This is a genomic window from Streptomyces sp. QH1-20, from assembly GCF_041283565.1.
GTDB lineage: Bacteria > Actinomycetota > Actinomycetes > Streptomycetales > Streptomycetaceae > Streptomyces > Streptomyces syringius.
The window spans coordinates 620110-643093 of sequence record NZ_CP166299.1; the positions used below are offsets into that span (position 1 = coordinate 620110).

Below are 22984 nucleotides of genomic sequence, written 5' to 3' on the forward strand. Positions count from 1 at the left end.
AGCCTGCGCGTCACTGCTTCGCCGAGGGCGTAGGGGGCCAGGCCAGACGCCATACCAACAGTTCACACAGGTCCGGCACTGTGGCCAACTGTGCTGCTCAACTGGCCATGTGAAGGGCTCCTTACCGTGTTGGCGGGTTGATTCCGGTCCTTCGTACTATCGGGATCCGATGGGCCGCCCAGCGTCCCTCGAGCACACGACCACTCATGGGGATGAGCGAACAGAGATCGCTTCGTAAGGACACGTCGGCTTAGGCAGTGTCCGATGGGTCAGGTGCCAAGACGTGCCAGTGCGATTGACTTGGCGTCTCCGGGTTTGATCGGCGGGGCACTTGGCAGTGAGGCACCTTCGAACAGAAGGGTGGTGGATCGATTCAGCACCCCCACAGGGGGGACGCGTCGCGGACGCGATCCAGCACCGGAATCAAAAGATCGCCCCGCCCCACACCGCCCGGAACGACGTCAGCGCAGCCCGGTCACGCGACCCGTCAGACACGCTCTAAGAGCTGGGCAGGCCCGCGGGCAGTGGAACGGTGCTCTCCGGCCCAGAATTCTGCGCGCTGGGACGGGTCCTCGCGTGGCGATCACGTCATCGGTTGCGCTTGCCGGGCAGGTGTCCAGGGCTCGGGCGGTCCCGGCTTCGCCGGTGTGTGGCAGCCCAGGAGGCGAGGAGGAACGCGGGCAGGGTGGTACCGGCCAGGAGGGCGGTGCCGGTGAGCGCGCTGGTCAGGAAGCCGGTATTCCCAGGCGGGCGACGCCGCGGTAGTAGCCGACTGCTACGGCCATCAGGGGGACGTACCCGCCCAGCGCGGTGCCGAGGACCTGGCGGGCGAAGGCGGCGGCCCAGCCCTTCCCCGGCCGGGCGGGAGTAGGCCGTCGTGCCGGGGACCAGGGCCTGGCCGGGCGGCGGCGCATGATGGGCAGGCCGATGCCTTCCCAGGCGAAGATCGCGCCGAAGAGCACGGCCCAGACGAGACGGCCGATCACCGGGTGCCCTGCCCTTGCGATTCCCCGTGCTTTCGTCCTCGACCACCACAGCTGTCGGTCGATCATCAGCCACGACGAGCAGGGGCCGAGCCCGGGCGGGGCTGAGTCAGCGGTTCTGGGGCTGGTCATCTTCCGGGCCGGGTTCCGGATCCTCCAGGTATTCGGAGCAGTCGGCGTTGTGGCAGCGGCTGGGAGTCCAGACGGGTACGAAGACGCCCAGGGTCTTGTGCCGCCTCTTGATCGTCCTGGTCAGGGGCTGCTTGCAGACCGGGCAGAGAAGCTCTCCCTGAGGACCGGTCTCATGCTGGACTTTACTCATTCTTTAACCATAGATCCTGGTAGTCGGCACATGGAGAGGCCACAGAGGCAGCGGCTGTCGATCAGCTCGTCGGGCGGGGCGGATCATCCGGTCCCCGGTCCTGGCGCGGGTGTGCGCTGTCATCGGGCCGGGGGCTCCCGGAGTTCTCGGAGGCTGTCGCGTCGGGCCTGGAGGCGCCCTCCTCGCCCGGCGCGCCGGTGGCGTGGGGTGTGGCGGGGCGGCGCAGGCTGAGGATCACGGATGCGGCCAGGACGACGACGATGACCGCGAGGCTGATCGGTGAGGGGATTTCCGGGACGCTGGAGCTGATCGTCTTGTGGGAGGCCTGGAGGATGAGCTTGACGCCGATGAAGGCGAGGATGATCGCCAGGCCCTTGCTCAGGTAGTGGAAGCGGTCCAGGAGGCCGGCGAGCATGAAGTACAGGGCTCGCAGGCCGAGGATGGCGAAAGCGTTGCTGGTATAGACGATGAAGGCGTCGTCGCTGACGGCGAGGACGGCGGGGACGCTGTCGACGGCGAAGATCAGGTCGGCAGCCTCGATCGCGGCGACCACCGCGAGCAGCGGGGTGGCCACCCGCTTACCGCCTTCCCTGACGAAGAACTTCATCCCCGCGTACTCGTCCCTCACCGGCATGATCTTGCGCAGGAGCCGGACGGCAAAGCTCTTGCCCGGGTCGAAGCTCTCCTCCTCGTCCTTGAGGAGCTTGTACGTGCTGTAGAAGAGGACGGCGGCGAAAGCGAACAGCACCGCGGTGAAACGGCTGACCACAGCGACACCAAGGGAGAGGAAGACCGCGCGGAAGACCAAGGCGCCCATGACGCCGAAGAACAGCACCCGGTGCTGGTACGCGCGGGGCACCTTGAAGTAGGCGAAGATCACGGCGAAGACAAACAGGTTGTCGACCGACAGGCTCTTCTCCAGCAGCCACGCGGTGGTGTACTCCGTCCCGGCCGTCGCACCGAGAACGAGGAAGACGACGGCACCGAAGACCAGGGCGAGGCCCACCCACAGGCCGCTCCAGGCCGCGGCCTCCTTGAAGCCGATGACGTGCGCCGAGCGGTGGGCCAGCAGGTCCACCGTCAGCGAGATCACCACCGTCGCGGCGAACGCTGCCCACAGCCAGAACGGAACGTCAAGCACGCTGATCACTTCCCTGGTGACCCGCGCTCACGCGCGGACCTTATAAGGAGTCTGCGGTATTTTGCGCCACTGGGCGATCCAGGAACGGGGATCCTGACTCCGCCGCCGCCCCTTGGCCGGACCGCATCCGCCGACTCTTCGGCGCCTGAGCCCAGCAGTGCCGCCCGCAGTGCACCGGTTGCGCCGGTGTACTGCGTGGGCGGGGCGAGGCATGGGCTTCGCGGGTCTCGCGGGTCATGCTGTGGTCACCGCCTTCGGGTGCCTGACCGTCACAGCTTCCGTTCCCTGTACGCGGTGGCGCGCCGCCGACGTTTCCGGGGCGGCACGCCAGGGGTGGCTGAGGTGGCAGGCCTGCGAGAAGTCGAGTTCTGTCGGGCGGCCCCGGAGCAGGACCCTCAAACGTTTCCACTGGCAGGGCCGACGAGGCCCGTCGGCCAAACGTCATGCGTGCCACGGCCTCAGGGGTGGGCGCGCGAGCCCCGCCGACCGCAGCGTCTTTACTCAGAGATTACCTTGCATATACAGACAGCAAGATAGTCGTCTCATGCTCTTACATGGGTAATTAGTGCAATAGATCCAGCACGCGCCCCCAGCGCGCGCCCTTGAAGCGCAGAGTCACCATGCGCCCGCGATTCCACGGGGGGGGCTCCTCGGGTGGTTCGATCGGCGGCTCGTCGCACACGCCGCCGTTTCCTCGCGGGCCAGGCTCCGAACGGTCCTGCTGCTCCTGACCGTGGCCATGATGGAAATGGCGCCTCCTACGAGGAAGGCGATCGGTCGCGCCCGGGCGCACAGCATCATCGACGGGATCACCCCCTCGGCGCGCCTGCAGGCGCCGGCCGGCTGCCTCTGCCTGAACCGGGGGTGACTGACCACCCGCTCGGCCGAGCTCACCTCGGCCCGGCACCGCGAGCATGCTCCAGCCGCGCAGCAGGTTGATCACTTCGAACTGGATCGGCCCCAGGGCTTCGTAGGCGCCCTGGGCAGGGCGGAAGGCTCCCGTTAGGCTCGCTGCCGCCCTGTCCGGACCGCTCTGCGAGGACATTTGTGAACACCTCTTTGCCTCCCACGGTGCTCGTGGTGACGCTCGGCGGCACCATCACAATGACCTCCGCACCGGAGGGTGGCGTGCGCCCGGCTCTCGGCGCGCACGACCTCCTCGCCGCGGTGCCCCAGCTCGAGGACGTCGTCGCCCAAGTGAAGACCCTGGAATTCCGCAGCGCCCCTGGGGCGTCCCTGTCGATTGACGACATCAACGAACTGGCGGACACGCTACGGGCGATGGACGCCGAAGGCACCCTCGACGGGGTCGTCGTCACGCAGGGCACCGACACCCTGGAGGAGACCGCCTATCTGCTGAGCTTCCTCTACGGCGGCACCGCGCCCGTGGTCGTGACGGGGGCGATGCGGCATCCGGAGATGGCCGGGGCGGACGGGCCCGCCAACCTGCTGGCCGCGGTCGCCCTCGCCGCCAGCCCCCAGGCCCGTGGCCTGGGCGTCCTGGTCGTCTTCAGCGATCAGATCTTCGACGCCGCCCGCGTCAGGAAGACCCACAGCACCAGCACCGCGGCGTTCACCGCCCCCGGCACCGGTCCGCTGGGCACCGTTGTCGAGGGACAGGTGCGGCTTCTGGCCGTGCCCGCCCACCGCCCGCCTCCGGTCACCGCCCCGATGCGGATCCCGGCCCGGGTCGGCCTGTATGTGGCCGGCCTCGGTGACGACGGAGTGATGCTGCGTGCCATGGCCGAGCACGCCGACGGTCTGGTGATCGCCGCGTTCGGAGCCGGACACGTCCCCGCCGCATGGGTACCTCTCCTGGAGGAAACAGCACGGTGTATCCCGGTTGTACTCGCCTCCCGCACCGGCAGCGGCACGACCCTGACCCGCACCTACGGATTCCCGGGGTCCGAGAAGGACCTGCTGGGGCGCGGTCTGATCGGCGCCGGCCACCTCGACCCCCTCAAGGCCCGCCTGCTGCTCACCATCTTGCTGCGCACCGGCGCCCACCATGCGGGGATCCGCCGGGCCTTCGCCCCCTTGGGCACCACAGCGGAGGGCCGCGGGTGATGCGCCACACCGAGCTCACCTTCTGACGGCCCAGCAGCCACCCTGCCCCCTTCTGTTCTTCCCTGCGCGGAGGATCTCGATGCGTTCATCAGCACGTGCACGATCGCAGCGGTCCGAGCTACTGGACGACGAGCGCGTACTCAGGGAGCTCGGCTATACCCAGCAACTGCGCCGGCGCATGGGCGCCTTCGGCAATTTTTCCGCTTCTCTGTCGGTCATCTCCATCATGTCCGGGACGCTGCTGCTATTCGGCTACGGCCTGAACAGCGGTGGGCCCGCGGTGGTGGTGTGGGGGTGGCTCGCCGTGGGACCGCTGGTGTTGTGCCTGGCCGCGGCACTGGCCGAGATCACCTCCCGCTACCCCACCAGCGGTGGTCTGTACTACATGGCCCGCCAACTCGGCGGTGAGCGGTGGAGCTGGTACACCGGCTGGCTCAACCTTCTGGGGTTGCTCGGCGGGATCGCGGCCCAGGACTACGGCATCGCGACCTTCACCGCCGCCTGGGCGAACCTGCAGTTCGGCTTCGTGGCGACCCCAGGGTCTCTACTGGTCCTTTTCGCGGTCATCCTCGCGCTGCACGCGGTCCTGAATCTCTTCGGCACCCGGCTGATGAACGTCCTGACCTCCCTGAGCGCGTGGTGGCACCTGGCCGGGGCCGTCGTCATCGTCGGCGCCCTGACCCTCGTCCCCTCGCACCACCAGCCGGCCGGCTTCGTGTTCTCCGAGTTCACCAACAACACCGGCTGGTCGAGCCCCGTGTACGTGGTCCTGCTGGGCATGCTGCTGCCGTGCTTCGCTTTGGCCGGCTACGACACCTCGGCCCACCTGAGCGAGGAGACCAGTGGGGCTTCCGTGGCCGCGGCGCGCGGGATCGTCCGCTCGGTGGCAGTCTCCTGGGTCGCCGGCGGTATCCTGCTGGCCGCCTTGCTGTTCGCCGTCCAGGACTACGCCGCGACGCTGGGCAGCGAGACCGGGGTGCCGGTGGCACAGATCTTCCTGGACGCGCTGGGTGTGGCGACGGCGAAGGCGTTGCTGCTGGTGATCATCGTTGCGCAGTTCCTGTGCGGCTACACCGTCACGGCCTCCGCCAGCCGCATGATCTACGCCTTCGCCCGGGACGGCGCCCTGCCCGGCTCGGCGCACTGGCAGAAGGTCAGCCGCCGTACGGCCGTCCCGGCGAACGCTGTCTGGCTCGCCGTCGGTATCGCCTTCGTCCTGGCCCTGCCGTCCCTGTATTCCGCCACGGCATTCGCGGCGGTGACCGCGATCTCCGTCGTGGGCTTCACCCCGGCCTACGCCATCCCGGTGCTGCTGCGACTGCGCCACCCGGACCGGTTCACCCCCGGGCCCTGGCACCTGGGCCGCTGGAGCCGATCGATCGGCTGGGTAGCAGTGCTCTGGGCAGCCGGGGTCACGGTGCTGTTCCTGCTGCCGCAGTCCAGCCCGGTCACCGCCACGAGCTTCAACTACACGCCCGTCGCCTTGCTGGTGGCCCTCCTCATGGCCGCCCTGTGGTGGCGCTTCGGACGCCGCTCCTACGGTGTCCCCCGCTCCGGCACGGCGAACGCCCACGACCAGACCGAAGAGGCCGAAAACATCATCTGACGGCGTCAGAACCGCACGCCGCACGTAGAGCTTGCCAGGCACAACAAGTCATGGAGGCACCGTGACCGTTTCCGAGGAATCCATAGAATCGGTACAACAGCTCACCACGGTCTGGCGGACCATGGTGCTCGACCGCGCCCCGGACGCGGACGTACGCGACCTTCCAGGCATCGCTATCCGCTGGGCCGACAGCCGGTTCGGGTTCTTCAACTGCATCACCTTGACCGAGACGGAAGCGGGAGCAGACCTCCTCGGGCGCCGTCTGAGCCAGGCCGCGGGCATCATGCGGACAAAGAAACACCTGGGCCTCGTATGGCTCTTCGAAGACCTCCTCGACGACGAGGCCCGCACCGCACTGGAGACGACGGCCGAGCAGGCCGGCCTCCAGTACGCCTTCCCCGGCACGGGCATGGCCGGCGATCTGCTCCCCATCCCCGAGCCGTCCCACCCCGATCTGACATTCGCCCGCGTTCGCACCGACGAGCAGTTGCAGGCCTACGCCGACCTCCAATCACGGGCCTACGGCTTCCCTCTGGACGAGGGCCGCGACGGCCTCGTGGGATCCAGACTCTGGAAGAACGAGGTGCACGCCTACCTGGCCATGCGAGGCGACGAACCGGTGGCGTGCGCCGCCACGATCGAGGCACAAGGCCGCCTGTTCGTCGCATTCGTCGCCACGGACCCGCAGTGGCAGCGCAAGGGCTACGGCGAAGCGGTCACACGCAAAGCGCTGCACGAAGGCGCGCGGGCCACCGGACTGACCCGCGCCACACTGCACGCCACCGCCGCCGGAGCACCCGTATACCCGCGCATCGGATTCCAGCCGAACACACGAATCCACTTCTACGGCCTGAAAGGCTGATCCGGTGAGGCGGATCTCGTCAGGGGCCCGGTCCGAGGAAGGTCGGACCGGCCGCCAAGTCGGCCTGTAGGGCAGAGACACCAGGACACGTGAGCGGCTGGTCCGGGGGCACCACGAGGAGACGGTAGCGGGGGACGACGCCCGGCGAGGCGCCGGAGGGAAGGGTTGGAGGCGCGTGGATCTCGCGCCTTCCCCTTGCCTCACGGTGTCTGGAGTTGTCCATGTCCGCTGCTGTGCCTTCCCCGGTTCGCATCGGGAGGCTGTCGGTCGGTGCCCTCGGTGCCCTGGCGCTCGCCCTCGGCACCCCGCAGTCAGTGGTGGAGCCTGCGCTCCCGCTGCTGCAACGTGAGTTGGGGGTCACTCCCGCCGAAGGGGCGTTGATCGGCAACACGTTACTCGTCACCGGCGCAGTCGTCGCACCCGCCGCAGGCAGACTCGGCGACCGCTACGGCGCGAAGCGGGTGCTGGTCTTGCTGATGGCCGTGGTGTCGGCCGGTGGCCTGTTGGCCGGCCTGGCGCCGAACCTGCCGGTGTTGTTGCTCGGCCGGGTATTGCAGGGCGTCATGGTGGGTGCGCTGCCCCTCTCCTTCATCCTGGTGCGCGCACACCTCCCCGCACGGGAGTCACAGGTGGCGATCGGGCTGGTCATGGCACTGTTCACGGGCGGCGGCATGGTAGGGACGCTGTTTGCCGGGCCGCTCGCGGAAGGACTGTGTCGTCCCTTCCGTCGTCGGCGACGGTGATGGTCACGCGATCGCGGTGCCAGGCGAGGCGTACCCGGGCGCTATGGGTGCCGGCGTGTTTGGTCACGTTGGTCAGGGCCTCCTGGATGATGCGGTAGGCGGTGATGGGCCACGAGGTCGTGCAGTTCCCGGGCGATGCGCACCCGTCCTTCGGCCACTCTCCGGCGCGCCTCGCTGTCCCGGCTCTGCTCGGCACGCCGGGCCCGCTCCTCCACGGCCGCCAGGTAGGCCCGTCGGTTCTGCACCGAGTGTCCGAGTACGCCGGCCATCAGCGGGAACGCCGTCACCGATCCCAGCCTGCTTGCCTCCTGCCACGAGAGGGCACCGAGGAAGGGGAGGGAGGCGACCAGCAGGGCCGCGGAGGTGAGCAACACCGTGCCGACCACGCGCCGTTCGTTGCGTACGGTGAGCGCGTAGGAGTAGGCGGTGATCATGGCGGGGGCCACGATGAGCGGGCTCAGCAGGAGGCCCGAGGGTGGTACCAGCGCGCCGCACGCGGTCGTGGCCGCCATGGTGGCCAGGGGCGCCCGGTGCCGCACCGGCAGCACGGCACATGGGTAGGGGGCAGCCGCCGGGCCCGGTGGGCGAGTGCACCCACCGGTGCCGACCGCCGGAGCCCGCGCACCGTCCTCGCTCTGTTGAAGCTCACGCCGCGGGCGGACCCGGGACCAGCTCAACTGGCCTGTCTGGCCTACGCGGAACGTCTCACCGGAGCGCCGCGCATTCCTCCAGTCAACGCACGTTCCCATGACGGCAATCGGCGTACTCCGTCTCCTGAGGCGGCGAGCTCAGCACTCCCCCTTTCACACGCCGCGAAGGACTCAAGTAAACGTGAGATAGCCCATATTGCCGCGTCTTTACTCTCCCATTGCCTGCTGTGTTCGATGGAGCGGGCCACCTTTGATCAAACAACCCCCATCCGACGGCAGTCGCCGGCGTCGCGCCGGCAAGACCGATAGGGATGCTCATACTCATGCCCGATCACTGCCCTGAATTACACCTTTCCGAGGCTCAACTCGGGGTCTGGCTGGCCGAGCGTGCCGGGCTCAACCGTCCCGGTGCCTACCAATGGGCTGAATACCTCGTCCTGGACGGCGACGTCGACGCCGGCCTCCTGGCCACCGCGGTCACCCGAGCGGCTGCCGACTGCCAGGCGGTCAACGTCCGCTTCATCGAAGCGACGGCCTCTTCACCGGTGCAACGGCTTCTCCGGGACCCGGACCACACCGTCGAAGTGGTGGACCTCCGGGGAGCGTCCGCCCCGGACGCCGCCGCCCTGGAGTGGATGCGGGCCGAGATGGCCAAGGCCGGGGGCAGCGACACCGGGCCGTTGTTCCTGGGGGCCGTGCTGCGGGTGACGGACGACCGCTCGATGGTGTTCCACCGGGTGCATCACATCGCTCTGGACGGGGCGGGCATGGCCCTGTTCGCCGAGCGCGTCGCTGAGATCTACAGCTCTCTGCACGACGGGCGCGCCGTCCCGGAGAGCGGCTGGGCCGGGCTGCGGCCCTTGGTGCACGCCGAGGCCGCCTACCGGGAGGCCGCCGAACGCACCGCGGACCGCGACTGGTGGCTGGAACGACTGGCCGGGCGGCCGGATTTCCTGAGCCTCGGCACCCATGCGGCCGCGGCCACGGACCGCTCGCTGCGGCTGACCAGGGTGCTGTCGGCGGAGGAGTTCGCCGGTCTGCGGGACGGTGCGCGACGGCTCGGGCACCGCTGGACCCGGCTGCTGACCGCGGCGACCGCGGTCTATCTGCACGCGGTGACCGGTAGCCGCGACGTCGTCCTGAGCCTGCCGGTCGCCGGCCGTCCGGCCCAATTCACCCAGGCCGTGCCCGCGATGTCGGCCAACGTCCTCCCCTTGCGGTTGCCCGTCGATCCGGCGGCCCCCCTCGGCGCTCTGCTCGACCGGGTCGGCGACGAACTGCGGCTGGTGCGCCGTCACCAGCGGTACCGGGGTGAGCACCTGCGGCGTGAGCTGGGCTATCCGGAGGACGGCCGGAGGTTCTTCGGTCCGGTGCTCAACATCCAGCGCTTCGACCGGCCGTTGCGGTTCGGTCCGACGACGGCGACCGTCCACAACCTGCAGGCGCCGCCGTCCGAGGACCTCTCGATCGTCGCCTACGACCGCGGCGACGGTGTGCTGCGCCTCGACTTCGACGCCAATCCCGCCAATCACAGCGAGGAGCTGCTGCAGGATGTCGCCGACCGCTTCCTGCACGTGCTGTGGCAGGTCGCGGGGGCCGACCGCGCAACACCACCGGTGCGAGTGGCGGCGACCACGGCGAAGGAGCGCCGGCGCGCGGCCGCTCTGGGCACGGGGGCCCGCACGTCGGCACCGCCCGCCGGCACGGCCGTCGGCCGGTTCACCGAACAGGCGTCCCGCACGCCCGACGCCATCGCGGTCCGCTCGGCCGAGACCGGGGAGCGGCTGACCTACCGCGAGCTGGACGCGCGAAGTTCCGCACTGGCCGCCGCGATCACCGAAGCCGGTGCGGGCCCGGAGCAGACCGTCGCGCTGCTGCTCGAACGATCGGTGGACCTGGTCGTCGCGGCGCTCGCGGTGGTGAAGGCGGGCGCGGCCTATGTTCCCCTGCAACGGGACGACGCGGTCACCCGGCAGGAAGCGGTGCTGTCCGACGCGGGAGCACGGGTGCTGCTCACCGACCGGCACACCGAGAACGATCGCATCGTCGCGTCGGCACGCGACCGTGACGTCCGGCAGCTGGACGTACAGGCGCGGGGAACCACGGCCGGGGAGCCCCGGGCGACGCCGGATTCGCCGGCGTGCGTGATGTTCACCTCCGGATCCACGGGGCGCCCCAAAGGGGTCGCCATCACGCAGGGCAACCTGGCCGCGCTCGCCGCCGACCGGTGGTGGTCCGAGGGCGGCGCGGACCGGGTGCTGCTGCACTCGCCGCACGCCTTCGACGCGTTCAACCTGGAACTGTGGGTGCCGTTGCTGACCGGTGGCGAGGTGGTCGTCGCCCCGCCGGGGAGGCTGGACCCGCCCGCACTGTCCCGGATCACGGCCACCACCGGGATCACCGGACTGTGGCTGACCGCCGGGCTGTTCAACGCGTTCGCCACCGAGGACCCCGCCTGCCTGGCCGGGCTGCGCCAGGTCTGGACCGGCGGTGACGTGGTGTCCCCGGCGGCGGTGCGCGCCGTGCGGTCCGCGCTGCCGGACCTCACCGTCGTCAACGGTTACGGGCCCACCGAGACCACGGTGTTCGGGACCAGGTTCGCCGTCGGGGAGCTGCCGGAGGACGCCGGCTCGGTTCCCATCGGCACGCCGCTGGACGGCAAGCGGGTGCTGCTGCTCGACGACGCGCTGCGGCCGGTACCGCCCGGCGTGGTGGGCGAGGTGTACCTGGGGGGTGTGGGGGTCGCGCGCGGCTACCTCGGGCGGGCGGCCGCGACCGCCGAGCGTTTCGTGGCGGACCCGTCGGGCCCGCCCGGTGCCCGCGTCTACCGCACGGGCGATCTGGCCCGCTGGAACCGCGACGGGCGGCTGGAGTTCGCCGGGCGGGCCGACGACCAGATCAAGCTCCGCGGCTACCGGATCGAACCGGGAGAGATCGACGCCGCGTTACTGGCCGAGCCCGGCGTGCGGCAGGCCGCGACGATCCTGCGCGAGGACCGTCCGGGAGTGCGTCGGCTGGTCTCCTACGTGGCCCCGTCGGGTGACACGGCACGGCTGCTCAGCAGCGTGGCGGACCGGCTGCCCCCGTACATGGTGCCGTCGGCCGTGGTGGCGGTGGACCGGCTGCCGTTGACCCGCAACGGCAAGCTCGACCGGCTCTCCCTGCCCGCCCCGGAGGCCGGCGGCACCGACGTGGGCAGGGCTCCCCGCACCGCCGTCGAGCACCGGCTGGCCCAGCTGTTCGGCGAGGTCCTCGGTCTGGAGAGCGTTCCGCTCGACAAGGGCTTCTTCCAGCTCGGCGGCGACAGCATCAAGGCGATCCAGCTCGCCGGTGCGGCGCAGCGGGCCGGTCTGGCCGTCAGCACCCCGGACGTGTTCCGTACGCCCACCGTCTCCGCGCTCGCCGACGGCATCGGAGTGGTGCCGGAACCGGGGCAGCGGATCGCGCTGGGTGACGCGGACGACCCCACGGTGCCGCTGACGCCCGTCATGCACTGGCTGCGCGAACGCGGCGGCCCGGTCGACGGCTTCGTCCAGTCCCTGACCGTGCGTACTCCGGCGGGCATGACCGAAGCGCAGGTGCGCGCGGTGGTGCAGGCACTGGTCGATCACCACGGCATGCTGCGGCTGTCGCTGAGGGCGGTGGACGGGCTGTGGTCCATGGAAGTGCTGCCGCGCGTCACCGTCGAGCTGAGCCGGCCGGGCACCATGCCCGACCCCGGCAAGGGGCATGTGGTCCGCGCGAGCTGGCGGGATCCCGGGCCGGCGGAACCGGGCGAGCTGACGCTCACCGTGCACCATCTCGGTGTCGACGGTGTCTCCTGGCGCATCCTCCAGGACGACCTCCGCTCCGCGTGGGAGGCCGTCCGGCACGGGCGCACGCCCCAGCTGCAACCGACGGGGACCTCCTTCCCCCAGTGGGCGAAGGCCCTGGTCCAGTACGCGCACCACCCCTCCGTCCTGGGGGATTTCTCCCGGTGGCGGGCGGTACCCGAGGATCCCCCCGTCGCCGCCCGTGCACTGGACGGCGCGGTGGACACCGAGGACACCCGGCGCCGGCACTCCGTCACCCTGCCGGGCGCGCTCACCGCGCGCGTGGTGAGCGACGCGACCGCGGCCTTCGACTGCTCGGTGCACGAACTGCTGCTGACCGCGTTCGCCCTGGCCGCCGCCGACTGGCGGGAGGGCCCGGACGCACTGCTGGTGGACCTCGAAGGCCACGGGCGCGAGGAATTCGCCGCCAACCTGGACCTGTCCCGCACCGTCGGCTGGTTCACCACCCTGAGCCCCGTGGTGCTCGATCCCGGCTGCTCCTGGGCGGACGCCCGCACCGATCCGGCCGTGCTGGACGGCGCGGTGGCCAGGGTGCGGTCCTGCGTACGGGACGCCGCGCGTGCCGGTCTGACCTACGGTCTGCTGCGCTACCTCAACCCGCAGACCGCTCCGGCGCTGGCCGCCCGGCCGTCACCGCAGTTCGCGTTCAACTACCTGGGCCGGTTCGACGTCGGCGGTGACGGCGACTGGGCGGTGCCGGCCGACTCCTCGGTGCTCGGCCCGGCCACCGGCGGCAAGCTGGCGATGGGCCACACCATGGAACTCGACGCGCTGATCACCGATCATCCGGACGGACCCCGGCTCGTGGCGCACTGGTCCTGGCCCGGTGAACTGCTCACCGAAGAGCAGGTCGCCGCACTCGCGCGCCGGTGGTTCGACGTGCTCGAAGCCCTGGCGCGGCGGGGCCGCTCCCGGGCGACGGGCGAGCTGCCCCTGCCGCCGTTGGCCCAGGGACTGTTGTTCCACTCGCTCTACGACCACGACGGCACCGACCCGTACCTCGTCCAGTTCGTCTTCGAGCTCGGCGGAGCCCTGGACCCCGCCGCGCTGCGCGACGCGCTCCACCGCCTGCTGCTGCGCCATCCCCAGCTCTCGGCGGGCGTACGGCAGGGTCCGTCGGGGCGTCCGGTCCAGGTGGTCGTCCCGGACTTCTCCGTGGAATGGCAGGAGATACCCGCACACGAGGATTTGGAGCGTTTCCTCGACGCCGACCGCAGGAGACGGTTCGACCTGGCCACTCCCCCACTGGTCCGCGCGGCCCTGCTGCACCACGCCGACGCGCGGCACACCTTCGTCCTGACCACCCACCACCTCCTGCTGGACGGCTGGTCCATGCCGATCCTGATCAAGGAGTTGTTCTCGCTCTACGCCGGCCACGCACTCCCGCCCGCGACGCCGTACCGCGACTTCCTCGACTGGCTGTCGACGAGGGACGCCCGCGCGGACGAGGCCGCCTGGCGCGCCCTGCTGTCCTCCGTGGACGATCCGACGCTGGTCGGCAGCGCGGGAGGGCGCGGCTCGGCCGCGGCCCGCCACCGGCGGACAGCGGAGCTGGACGACGCCACCAGCGCGCGGATCGACGTTATGGCCCGGCAGTACGGGCTGACCGCCAACGTCGTCGTACAGCTGGCGTGGGCCGTCCTGCTGGGTGCCCTGACCGGCCGGGACGATGTGGTGTTCGGCGCGACGGTCTCCGGCAGACCGGCGGAACTGCCCGGCGCGGAACACATCGTCGGCCTGCTGATCAACACCCTTCCGGTGCGGGTCCGCCTCGATCCCCGCCGGTCGGTCGCCGAGTGCCTCGCCGAGCTGCGCGCCCAGCAGCTGTCCATGCTGGAGCACCAGCACGCCGATCTGACGCGGCTGCAGTCGATCGCCGGGCACGCCGAACTCTTCGACACCGTCGTGGTCTTCGAGAACTACCCCATCGACGAGGACGCGCTGCGCGGTCTCGTGCCCGGTCTCGACATCCGGGACGTCCAGGGCAGGGACGGCACCCACTACCCCCTGACGCTGATCGCCATGCCGGGCCGCGGCCGCCTGCGGCTCCGACTCGACCACAGCGCCGACCTGCTCGACGAGGAGGGAGCCCAGCGCCTGCTCGATCGCCTCGGCGCACTGCTCGGCCGGATCACTGCGGATCCGGAGGCGCGGCTGGGGCAGCTCGGTCTGCTGCTCCCGGACGAACAGGAGAAGCCAGCGGACACCGGGGCGCGGACCACACCGGTCGCCCTGCCCGCGCTGTTCGAGGAGCAGGTGCGCCGCAGGCCGGCCGCCCCCGCCCTCACCTGCGGGGACACCACCCTGTCGTACGGGGAGCTCAACGCGCGGGCGAACCGTCTCGCGCGGCTCCTCGTCGCGCACGGGGCCGGACCCGAACGCCTGGTGGCCCTGGTCCTCGGCCGCTCCACGGACCTCGTGGTCGCGGTGCTCGCCGTGCTGAAGTCGGGAGCCGGCTACCTGCCTCTGGACCCCGCCCACCCAGAGGAACGGATTCGGCAGGTGCTGGCCGACGCCGCTCCCGTCCTCGTGGTGACCTCCGAGCCGCTCGCGGTACCGGATCCGCAGATCGTGCTCGACGACACCGATCCGGCCGCCCGCTACCCGGCGGACGATCTCGGCCTGGCCGTGGACCCCGACAGCGTCGCCTACGTGATCTACACCTCGGGCTCCACCGGAGCGCCCAAGGGTGTCGTGGTCTCGCACCACAATGTCGGGCGGCTGCTCGCGGTGACCGACGCCCGGTTCGCTTTCGGCGACGACGACGTGCACACGCTGTTCCACTCCTACGCCTTCGACGTCTCGGTGTGGGAGCTGTGGACGGCGCTGGGCCGCGGTGGCCGCCTGGTGGTGGTGCCCGACGACGTCGCCAAGTCACCACGCGAGCTCCTGGCCCTGCTCGCCCGGGAGCAGGTCACCGCACTGAGCCAGACCCCGTCGGCGTTCTACCAGCTCATGCGGGCCGAAGCGGAAGCGGAGCCGGGCCGACTGCCCGCGCTGCGGGTCGTCGTGTTCGCCGGCGAGGCGCTGGAGGTCACGCGCATCCGCTCCTGGCACGGCCCCGGCCGGCCGAAGCTCGTCAACATGTACGGGATCACCGAGACCACCGTGCACGCGACCTACACCGAGCTGATCGACCCCGACGAGACCGCCGGCGTCATCGGCACCGCCCTGCCCGACCTGCGGCTGCACCTGCTGGACCACATGCTGCGGCCGGTCCCGCCGGGCTGCCCCGGTGAGATCTACGTGGCCGGTCCCGGGGTGGCGCGGGGGTACCTGGGGCGTCCCGGGCTCACCGCGAGCCGTTTCGTCGCCGACCCCTTCGGCGCGCCCGGTGCCCGTATGTACCGTTCCGGGGACCTCGCGCGGCGCCGGGCCGACGGCGCGCTGGAGTATCTGGGCCGGACGGATCATCAGGTGAAGATCCGCGGTTACCGCATCGAGCCCGGGGAGGTCGAACGCGTCCTCGAACGGCACCCCGCCGTGGAGCGCGCCGTGGTGCTCGCGGACGCGGATGCCGACGGCGGCCGGCTGCTCTGCTACGCCGTGACGAAGGGCGAGCCGGCACCCGGTGAGCTGCGCGAGTACGCCCGGACGGTCCTGCCCGCGCACATGGTGCCCGCGTTCATCCTGCCGGTCGACGGGATCCCGCTGACCGGCAACGGCAAGCTGGACCGCAGAGCCCTGCCGCGACCGGAGTCCGCGCTGCCGGTGAGCCGCCCGCCGTCGACCGATCGGGAAAGGCTCCTGTGCGCGCTGTTCGCCGAGACGCTGGGTGTCCCCGAGGTCGGTGCGGAGGACAGTTTCTTCGATCTGGGCGGGCATTCGCTGCTGGCCACCCGCCTGATCAACCGGGTGCGGGCGGAGACGGGCTCCGAGCTGAGCATCCGTACCCTCTTCGACGCCCCGGTCGTCGCCGACCTGGCGCGGTGCCTGCCGGAGCCGGCCGGCACCTCGCGTGCCGGGCTCGCTCCGGCCGTACGGCCGGAGCTGATCCCGCTCTCCCCCGCGCAGCGCCGGCTGTGGTTCTTCAGCCGGTTCGCCGGCCCCAATTCGGTCTACAACATGTCCTTCGCGATCCGGCTGAGCGGCCCCCTGGCGGCCGGGCACCTGCGCGCGGCCCTCGGCGACGTGCTCGCCCGCTACGAGAGCCTGCGCACCACCGTCGCCGAGACCGACGGCGAGCCGCACCAGCGCATCGGCAGCGCGCAGGAGCCGCCGTTCGAGGTGGTGACCACGTCGGAGGCCGAGCTGCCCGGCCTGTTCGCCGGAGCGGCGGCGCACGTCTTCGACCTGGGCAGCGAACTCCCGGTCCGGGCCACGCTCTTCGAGACCGCACCCGAGCAGTATGTGCTGCTGATCCTTCTTCACCACATCGCCGCCGACGGCTGGTCACTGGCCCCGCTGTCCCGCGACCTGTCCACCGCGTACCGGGCGCGCGTCGCGGGCGAGGTTCCCCAGTGGACCAGCCGCCCCGTGCAGTACGCGGACTACACCCTCTGGCAGCGCGACACCGACCTCAGCGCCGGGATCGCGTACTGGAAGGAGACACTGCGCGGCGCCCCGCAAGCGCTTGCGCTGCCGTTCGACCACGCCAGGCCCCAGGTGTCCGCGCACCGCGGGGAGACCGTCGGCTTCACCCTGGACGCCGACCTGCACGCGCGGCTGGGCCGGCTCGCACGGTCCACCGGCACCAGCTTGTTCATGGTGACGCACGCCGCGATCGCCGTGCTGCTGTCACGGCTCGGCGCCGGTGCGGACATCCCCATCGGCACACCCGTGGCCGGGCGGCACGACGAGGCGCTGCACGAGACCGTCGGCTGCTTCGTCAACACGGTGGTGCTGCGCACCGACCTCAGCGGAACACCGACGTTCACCGAACTGCTGGAGCGGGTACGGACCACCGATCTCGACGCCTTCGCCCATCAGGACGTGCCGTTCGAGGCGGTGGTCGAGGCGGTCAACCCGCCGCGCTCGCTGGCCTGCCACCCCGTCTTCCAGGTGATGCTGGCCTTCCAGGACACACCGCCCGTCGCGTTCGACCTGCCGGGGCTGCGCGTGGAGCCGGTCGCCGCGCCCGGCGGCGCCTCCCGGATGGACCTGCTGTGGAGTCTGCGCCCGCACCACAGCGACCACGGTGCGGAAGCCGGCGTCGACGGCGAGCTGGAGTACGACACCGAACTGTTCACCCCCGCCTCCGCCCGTCTGCTGATCGCACGGCTGGAACGGCTGCTGCGGGCGGTGGCGGCGGAGCCCGACCGCCCGATCGCCGACCTCCCCGTCCTCGTCACCGGCGAGCGGGAGCAGATGATCAGCCGCTGGAACGCCACCGCCCACGACGTGCCCCAGACCACCGTGGCCGAACTGTTCGCGGCACAGGTGCTCCGCACTCCCGACGCACCGGCCGTACGGCACGGGGACACCGTGCACACCTACCGGCAGCTGTCCGAGCGGGTGGCCCGCATCGCGGCGGAGCTGCGTGCCCGCGGGGCCGGTCCGGGCCGTCTGATCGCACTGCGGCTGGGGCGTGACCCCGACCTGCCCGCCGCACTCCTCGCGGTCCAGTCGGTCGGTGCCGCCTCGCTGCCCCTCGACCCCGCGCTGCCGCCGCAGCGGACAGCGGCGCTGCTGGCCGACGCCCGCCCCTTGCTGGTGATGCGCGACGACGACGGGCTCAGCGTCACCGCAGGCGCCCGGGAACCGGCCGTCGTGCCGGACAACACGGCATACGTGATGTACACCTCGGGCTCCACCGGGCAGCCGAAGGGCGTCGTCGTGCCCCACCGCGCGCAGACGAACCTGGTGCTCGCACTGCGCGAGCAGCTGGCGGTCGGTGCGGCCGACCGGGTTCTGGCCGCCGCGCCCGCGGGCTTCGACATGTCCCAGCCCGAGCTGTGGCTGCCCCTCGTCACCGGCGCCACCATGGTGCTCGCCGACCAGGGCGCGCTGCGCGAGCCGGACGAACTGTCCGCACTGCTCGACCGGCACCAGGTCACCGTGATGCAGGCGACCCCGTCACTGTGGCAGACGCTCATGGCCCGGGGGCCGAGCCGGCTGCGCCACATCCGCGCGGTCATCGGCGGCGAAGCGGTACCCGCGGAGCTGGCCGGGGCGCTGGCCGACCGCACGGCGTCGCTGCTGGCCTGTTACGGCCCGACGGAAACCACCGTCTGGTCGACCACTCACCCGGTCGGCCGCGCGGCGGGCGCCACGGTGCCGCTCGGGCGTCCCCTGTGGAACACCCGGTGCTACGTCCTCGACACCCGGTTGCAGCCGGTCCCCCCGGGCACGACCGGCGAGCTCTACCTGGCCGGGGCCGGTGTGGCGACGGGGTACCTGCACCGGCCGGGGCTGACGGCGACCCGATTCGTCGCGGACCCCTTCGGACCGGAGGGGCACCGGATGTACCGCACCGGCGATCTCGCGTCGTGGACCGCCGACGGGGTCCTGCGCTTCCACGGCCGGACCGACGATCAGGTGAAGGTCCGCGGCCATCGCGTCGAGCTGGGTGAGATCGAGGACGTGCTCGCCCGCCACGAAGACGTCGACGCCGCCGCGGTGGCGGTGTACGACCGGAAGGCCGACGACCGCCGCCTGGTCGGCTACGTCGTCCCCGCCGACGCCGACCTGCGCTCGGTGCGCGCCCACCTGGCCGCGCACCTGCCGGACTACATGCTGCCCGCCCGCCTGATCGGGCTGGACGAGCTCCCCCTCAGCATCAACGGCAAGCTGCTGCGCGACCGGCTGCCCGAACCGGACTGGACCCCCGCAGCAGACTCGCCACCTCCGGAGAACCTGCACGAGCACTTCATGTGCGGGCTCTTCGCCGATGTGCTGGACCTGCCCCGGGTCGGTCCCGGTGACAACTTCTTCGAACTGGGCGGACACTCGCTCCTGGCGGCGCGGCTGACCGACCGGATACGGACGGTGCTCGGGCTGGAACCGACGATCCGGAACGTCTTCGAGGCGGCCACCCCCGCCGCGTTGACCCGTCTCCTGAACCAGGCGTCGCCGGAGAAGGAGGCCACGCACCTCGTGCCGTTCCGCACGGGCGGGTCGGCGGCGCCGGTGTTCTGCGCGCCCCCGCTCAGCGGGATCAGCTGGCTCTACGCGGGGCTGCTGCGGCACATCGACCGGGACCACCCGGTGTACGGCATCCAGGCCGAGGGCCCTGGTGGCGTGAGCGACCTGCCCGGCAGCGTCGAAGCGATGGCCGAGCGCTATGTGGACCTGATGCGTGCGGTCCACCCCGGCCCGTACCACCTTGTCGGCTGGTCCTTCGGCGGGCTGGTGGCCTACGCGATGGCAGTCCGGCTGCACGAGCTCGGTGAGCCGGCCGGCTCGCTGTGCCTGGTGGACACGGCCGCCGACGCCGCGGCCGCATCGGAAGAGCCCATCAACGAGCAGCGCGTCCACCGGGTGCTGCTGACGGCCGCGGGCCTGGACGACGAACGCTTCGCCAGGACGGCTCTCGACTTCGCCACCGTCTCGGCCCTGCTGCGCCGGGAAGGAAGCGTGTTCGCCCGGTTCACCGAGGACGACATTCGCCGTGTCATCGCCGTCTCGCGTCACCACGACAAGCTCGCGCGGGCCTACCGGCCCCCGCGCTACCCCGGCGACGCCACCTACATCGAAGCGACGGGAGACGGCCCGCGCCGCGTCCCGAACCACGAACTGTGGCGGCCCCGTGTCGGTGGCGACCTCACCGTCGGGTACGTCAGCGCGCGCCACTACAAGGCGATGCAGCCGCAGCACGTGCACGAAGTCGGGATCCAGCTCCGCGACCTGCTCAGGAGGCAGCGTTGATCCGCACCGATTCCGGCGCCCTCGCCGAACTCCCCGCCGGTGCACGGGTGGTGATCCGACTGCCCAACGGCCACGAACTCGCGGACACGCTGCTCGCCTGCTTCGACCTGCGCCTCGTCGCGGTCCCCCTGCACCCCCGCACCACCGACCGGGCCGCCGCGGACATCGCCGAGCGCGTCTCCGCGGCGGCCCTGGTGGATGCCCACGGGCTGCACCACACCGGCCTGCCCGATATCCACACCTCCCCGGACGGCCTGGCCTTCATCATGTTCACCTCCGGCTCCACCGGCCCGCGGAAAGGGGTCATGCTCAGCCGGCGCGCCGTCCTGGGCAACGCCGCCAAGACCGCGGCACTGCACGGACTGACACCGCAGCGCCCCCACGGGACGTGCCTTCCGCTGTACCACTGCAACGCACTGGTCATGTCGCTCCTCGGCACACACCTGACCGGCGCGCCGCTCACCTTGCAGGCCACCTTCGACCCGGCCGGCTACTTCGCGGCCCTGGACGCCGCCGGGGCCAGGACCGCCTCGATCGTGCCCGCCCTCCTGGCGGACCTGCTGGAGGCCGGTCCCGACTGGCCGGACGGCCTGGAATACCTGATCACCGCGGCCGCCCCGCTGACCAGCGACCTCGCCCGGCGGTTCCACCGCCGCTACGGCCCACGCCTACGGCAGGGCTACGGCCTGACCGAGGCAGTCAACTTCAGCTTCACCATGCCCCAGCTCGACGACCCCGAGTTCCGCGACCAGTACCTGGAGCACACGCCCCCGGTCGGGGCACCGCTGCCGGACACCGAACTGCGCCTGGAGTCCGGTGAAGTGTGGGTCAGGACGCCGGATCTGATGACCGGCTACTGGCAGGACAAGCCCGCCACGGCGGCCACGGTCACCGACGACGGCTGGTTGCGCACCGGCGACCTGGGCGAACTCCGGGACGGCCTGCTGGTCCTCCGGGGCCGCGCCGGGGAGCGGATCAACCGGGGTGGGGAGAAGCACTACCCGCTCGACCTCGAGCACGGCTGGCGCGAGGCCGGTCTGTCCGGCCGGTTCGCAGCGGTCGCGGTGGACGAACCGACACTCGGCCAGGACATCGGCCTGGTCGTCACGGAACAGCCGGTCTCCGCCGTGCGCGACGTGTACGAGCGGGCGTCGCTGCGGCCGTCAGCGATCCAGTTCGGCGGGTTCCTGGCGACTTCCACCGGCAAGCCCCGACGCATGGCGATGAGCCGTGGCCTCACCGCGCGCCGCCTGGCTCCCGCACGATACGAACGGTTGCTGGGCCACGCCGCGGCCACCGCGCACGACCTGCTGCGCACAGGGGCCGACCACCCCGGCCTGCGCGCGCTGGCCGCCTGGACAGGAGACCGCCCTTCAGAGGGAAAGGACGAAGTCGTCTTCGACGCCCTCGACTTCATGCGGCAGCACTGGCACGACGAGGACGATGCGGAACTGTCCCGAGCCAAGGCCCGCTGGCACAGGACGCTCCTCACCGAATGGCCCCTGTCCGAGCACGCGGAACTGACGGCGGACGTGGCGGCCCGCCATGGCTTCGAGGGCCCACCCGTGCCGCTGGGCGCCGAGGCCCGCTTCGGGGACGGCTCGCTGCTCGTCCTCCCGCACGGGCCCGCGGCCGACCGCCCGGTGTGGCCGCTGGGCCCACTGCTGTCCTTCCTGAACGGATCCACCGAGGGAGGCCGGACGGACCGCTGGACGTGGCTGACCCGGCTGCGCGACCGGGGATTCCCGACCACGGGCTGCTCGGTCCTGCGCGCCGGGCGACACGACCTGGGCGGCGTGCTGTGGGCACGACAGCCGGATTCCGGACCGAACGATCACGCTGGAGCGACTGGATGACACACGGCATCGAAACGACCGGACGCATGAAGGAATCCCCCGACCACGAGGACGAGATCCTCGACGTCCAGCGGCACCAGGATCCCGGCCAGAACCAGCTGACTCCCGTGGTGCAACTGCCACCGAACGCCGCCCTGGCCGTGGTCGACGCCCTCGCCGGCCTGGTCCGGGCGGCGCACCGCACGGAGGAGAAGAGCCCGACCCCGGCCGGTGCGCTCAAACGGGCTCAGGAGTTCGAAGAAGGCGACGTCTTCATGCTGGAGCCCCCCTTCGAGGGCTTCTTCGCCGACCGCTACGTGATGGACTTCTACGACACCAACGAACGCGACATATGTTCGCGCATGCACCTCCACACCGGTCTGCGGTTCGTCCGCATGATGACGGGCCCGGACACCACGATCCGGGTCTCCAGCCTGTCCCCGATCACGGTCCGCCCCGCAGCGGAGAGCTGGACCGGCCCACTGACCACCTTCACCGACGCGCTGCCCGGCACCCCCGCCGGGGTGCACCGGGACCGGCACAATGTGATCGTGCCGCCGAACTCCTGGGTCGACATGCAGATCCCGCGCGGAGTATCACACCAGTTCAACGCGGTCGGACCGAACGCGGTCATCGACTCGGTGCACCCGGAGGAATCCATCGAAACGCTGCGCGAGGGGATGTCCGGGTACCGGATGATGGCGCAGACCATCTTCCTCGCCAAGGACAAGAACCCGGCCACCACCTGCGCCGACATCATTGAACCCCCATCGACCGGCTCTGCGCCTCCGCCGGGACTCACTCGTCGTAGCACGGGCGGAGACCGACAGTCGCCACGGTAGGAAAGGCCGGGCCGACACGATCGGCCCGGCCAGTCGGGACGTGGGCGCCGAATGCCTGTCCGCGTAACGCTGTTCGGTGCTCAGCCCGGACCGCCCCTCAGCTCCGGCCTCCCGTGCAGCGGCCAGCAGGGTACGCACCGGCGCAGGACGTCGGCTTGGGCCTCGTTGCGTCTGCAGGTCAGGCCTAGGTGGTGGACGATGTCGCTCTTGAGCACTGACGCCGACCGGAAGGACCTCCCCCCCCCCAGGCCCGCAGCCTCTCGCGCAGCTCCTCGGAGGTCGGGTCGATTCGGC

Annotated in this window: 12 protein-coding genes and 1 pseudogene; 7 read left to right on the plus strand and 6 right to left on the minus strand. The window is 71.2% G+C overall.

All coding sequences use genetic code 11. The features are described 5' to 3' along the window. Positions 1 to 588: 588 nt before the first annotated feature. The 4 genes from AB8O64_RS02970 to AB8O64_RS02985 form a co-directional block, all read right to left on the minus strand. Positions 589 to 729, minus strand: coding sequence for a DUF6256 family protein (locus tag AB8O64_RS02970; RefSeq protein ID WP_370423776.1), 141 nt, complete (start codon positions 727 to 729; stop codon positions 589 to 591). Then, complete coding sequence (locus tag AB8O64_RS02975) at positions 726 to 986, minus strand: DUF6256 family protein (RefSeq protein ID WP_370417705.1); 261 nt, start codon at positions 984 to 986, stop codon at positions 726 to 728. Before AB8O64_RS02975 ends, AB8O64_RS02970 begins: the two co-directional genes overlap by 4 nt. Positions 987 to 1092: 106 nt before the next feature. Further along, entirely contained in the window at positions 1093 to 1305 is a 213-nt protein-coding gene (locus AB8O64_RS02980) for a hypothetical protein (RefSeq protein ID WP_370417706.1), read from the minus strand. 61 nt (positions 1306 to 1366) lie between these two features. After that, entirely contained in the window at positions 1367 to 2446 is a 1080-nt protein-coding gene (locus AB8O64_RS02985; protein ID WP_370417707.1) for a TerC family protein, read from the minus strand. 1047 nt (positions 2447 to 3493) lie between these two features. Between AB8O64_RS02985 and AB8O64_RS02990 the strand changes: the two genes are divergently transcribed. The 4 genes and pseudogenes from AB8O64_RS02990 to AB8O64_RS03005 form a co-directional block, all read left to right on the plus strand. Beyond that, positions 3494 to 4513, plus strand: a complete 1020-nt coding sequence (locus AB8O64_RS02990; RefSeq protein WP_370417708.1) for an asparaginase — start codon at positions 3494 to 3496, stop codon at positions 4511 to 4513. 79 nt (positions 4514 to 4592) lie between these two features. Beyond that, complete coding sequence (locus AB8O64_RS02995) at positions 4593 to 6119, plus strand: amino acid permease (protein ID WP_370417709.1); 1527 nt, start codon at positions 4593 to 4595, stop codon at positions 6117 to 6119. A 61-nt stretch (positions 6120 to 6180) separates the two neighbouring features. Then, on the plus strand, positions 6181 to 6981 hold the full coding sequence (locus tag AB8O64_RS03000; protein WP_370417710.1) for a GNAT family N-acetyltransferase: 801 nt from the start codon (positions 6181 to 6183) through the stop codon (positions 6979 to 6981). Between the two features lie 221 nt (positions 6982 to 7202). Then, positions 7203 to 7694 (plus strand): annotated as a pseudogene (locus tag AB8O64_RS03005) (MFS transporter); the annotation flags it as partial. On the opposite strand, the gene AB8O64_RS03010 reads toward AB8O64_RS03005, so the two are convergent. Beyond that, entirely contained in the window at positions 7639 to 7791 is a 153-nt protein-coding gene (locus tag AB8O64_RS03010) for a hypothetical protein (protein WP_370417711.1), read from the minus strand. The pseudogene AB8O64_RS03005 and the gene AB8O64_RS03010 overlap by 56 nt on opposite strands. Next, complete coding sequence (locus tag AB8O64_RS03015; RefSeq protein ID WP_370417712.1) at positions 7766 to 8272, minus strand: hypothetical protein; 507 nt, start codon at positions 8270 to 8272, stop codon at positions 7766 to 7768. The genes AB8O64_RS03010 and AB8O64_RS03015 overlap by 26 nt, the downstream gene beginning before the upstream one ends. Before the next feature lie 425 nt (positions 8273 to 8697). On the opposite strand from AB8O64_RS03015, the gene AB8O64_RS03020 reads away from it, so the two are divergent. From AB8O64_RS03020 to AB8O64_RS03030, 3 genes are read left to right on the plus strand one after another with little or no spacing between them, the layout of a single operon-like run. Continuing rightward, positions 8698 to 20013: an amino acid adenylation domain-containing protein gene (locus tag AB8O64_RS03020; RefSeq protein ID WP_370417713.1), complete on the plus strand. Its 11316-nt coding sequence runs from the start codon at positions 8698 to 8700 to the stop codon at positions 20011 to 20013. Then, positions 20010 to 21869, plus strand: coding sequence for a class I adenylate-forming enzyme family protein (locus AB8O64_RS03025; protein ID WP_370417714.1), 1860 nt, complete (start codon positions 20010 to 20012; stop codon positions 21867 to 21869). Before AB8O64_RS03020 ends, AB8O64_RS03025 begins: the two co-directional genes overlap by 4 nt. After that, on the plus strand, positions 21866 to 22690 hold the full coding sequence (locus AB8O64_RS03030) for a hypothetical protein (RefSeq protein WP_370417715.1): 825 nt from the start codon (positions 21866 to 21868) through the stop codon (positions 22688 to 22690). Before AB8O64_RS03025 ends, AB8O64_RS03030 begins: the two co-directional genes overlap by 4 nt. Positions 22691 to 22984 lie beyond the last annotated feature (294 nt).

Coding starts and splice junctions, on each gene's coding strand:
- AB8O64_RS02980 (WP_370417706.1), bottom strand. CDS start 1,305: ATGAGTAAAGTCCAGCATGAGACCGGTCCTCAGGGAGAGCTTCTCTGC.
- AB8O64_RS02995 (WP_370417709.1), top strand. CDS start 4,593: ATGCGTTCATCAGCACGTGCACGATCGCAGCGGTCCGAGCTACTGGAC.
- AB8O64_RS03020 (WP_370417713.1), top strand. CDS start 8,698: ATGCCCGATCACTGCCCTGAATTACACCTTTCCGAGGCTCAACTCGGG.
- AB8O64_RS03030 (WP_370417715.1), top strand. CDS start 21,866: ATGACACACGGCATCGAAACGACCGGACGCATGAAGGAATCCCCCGAC.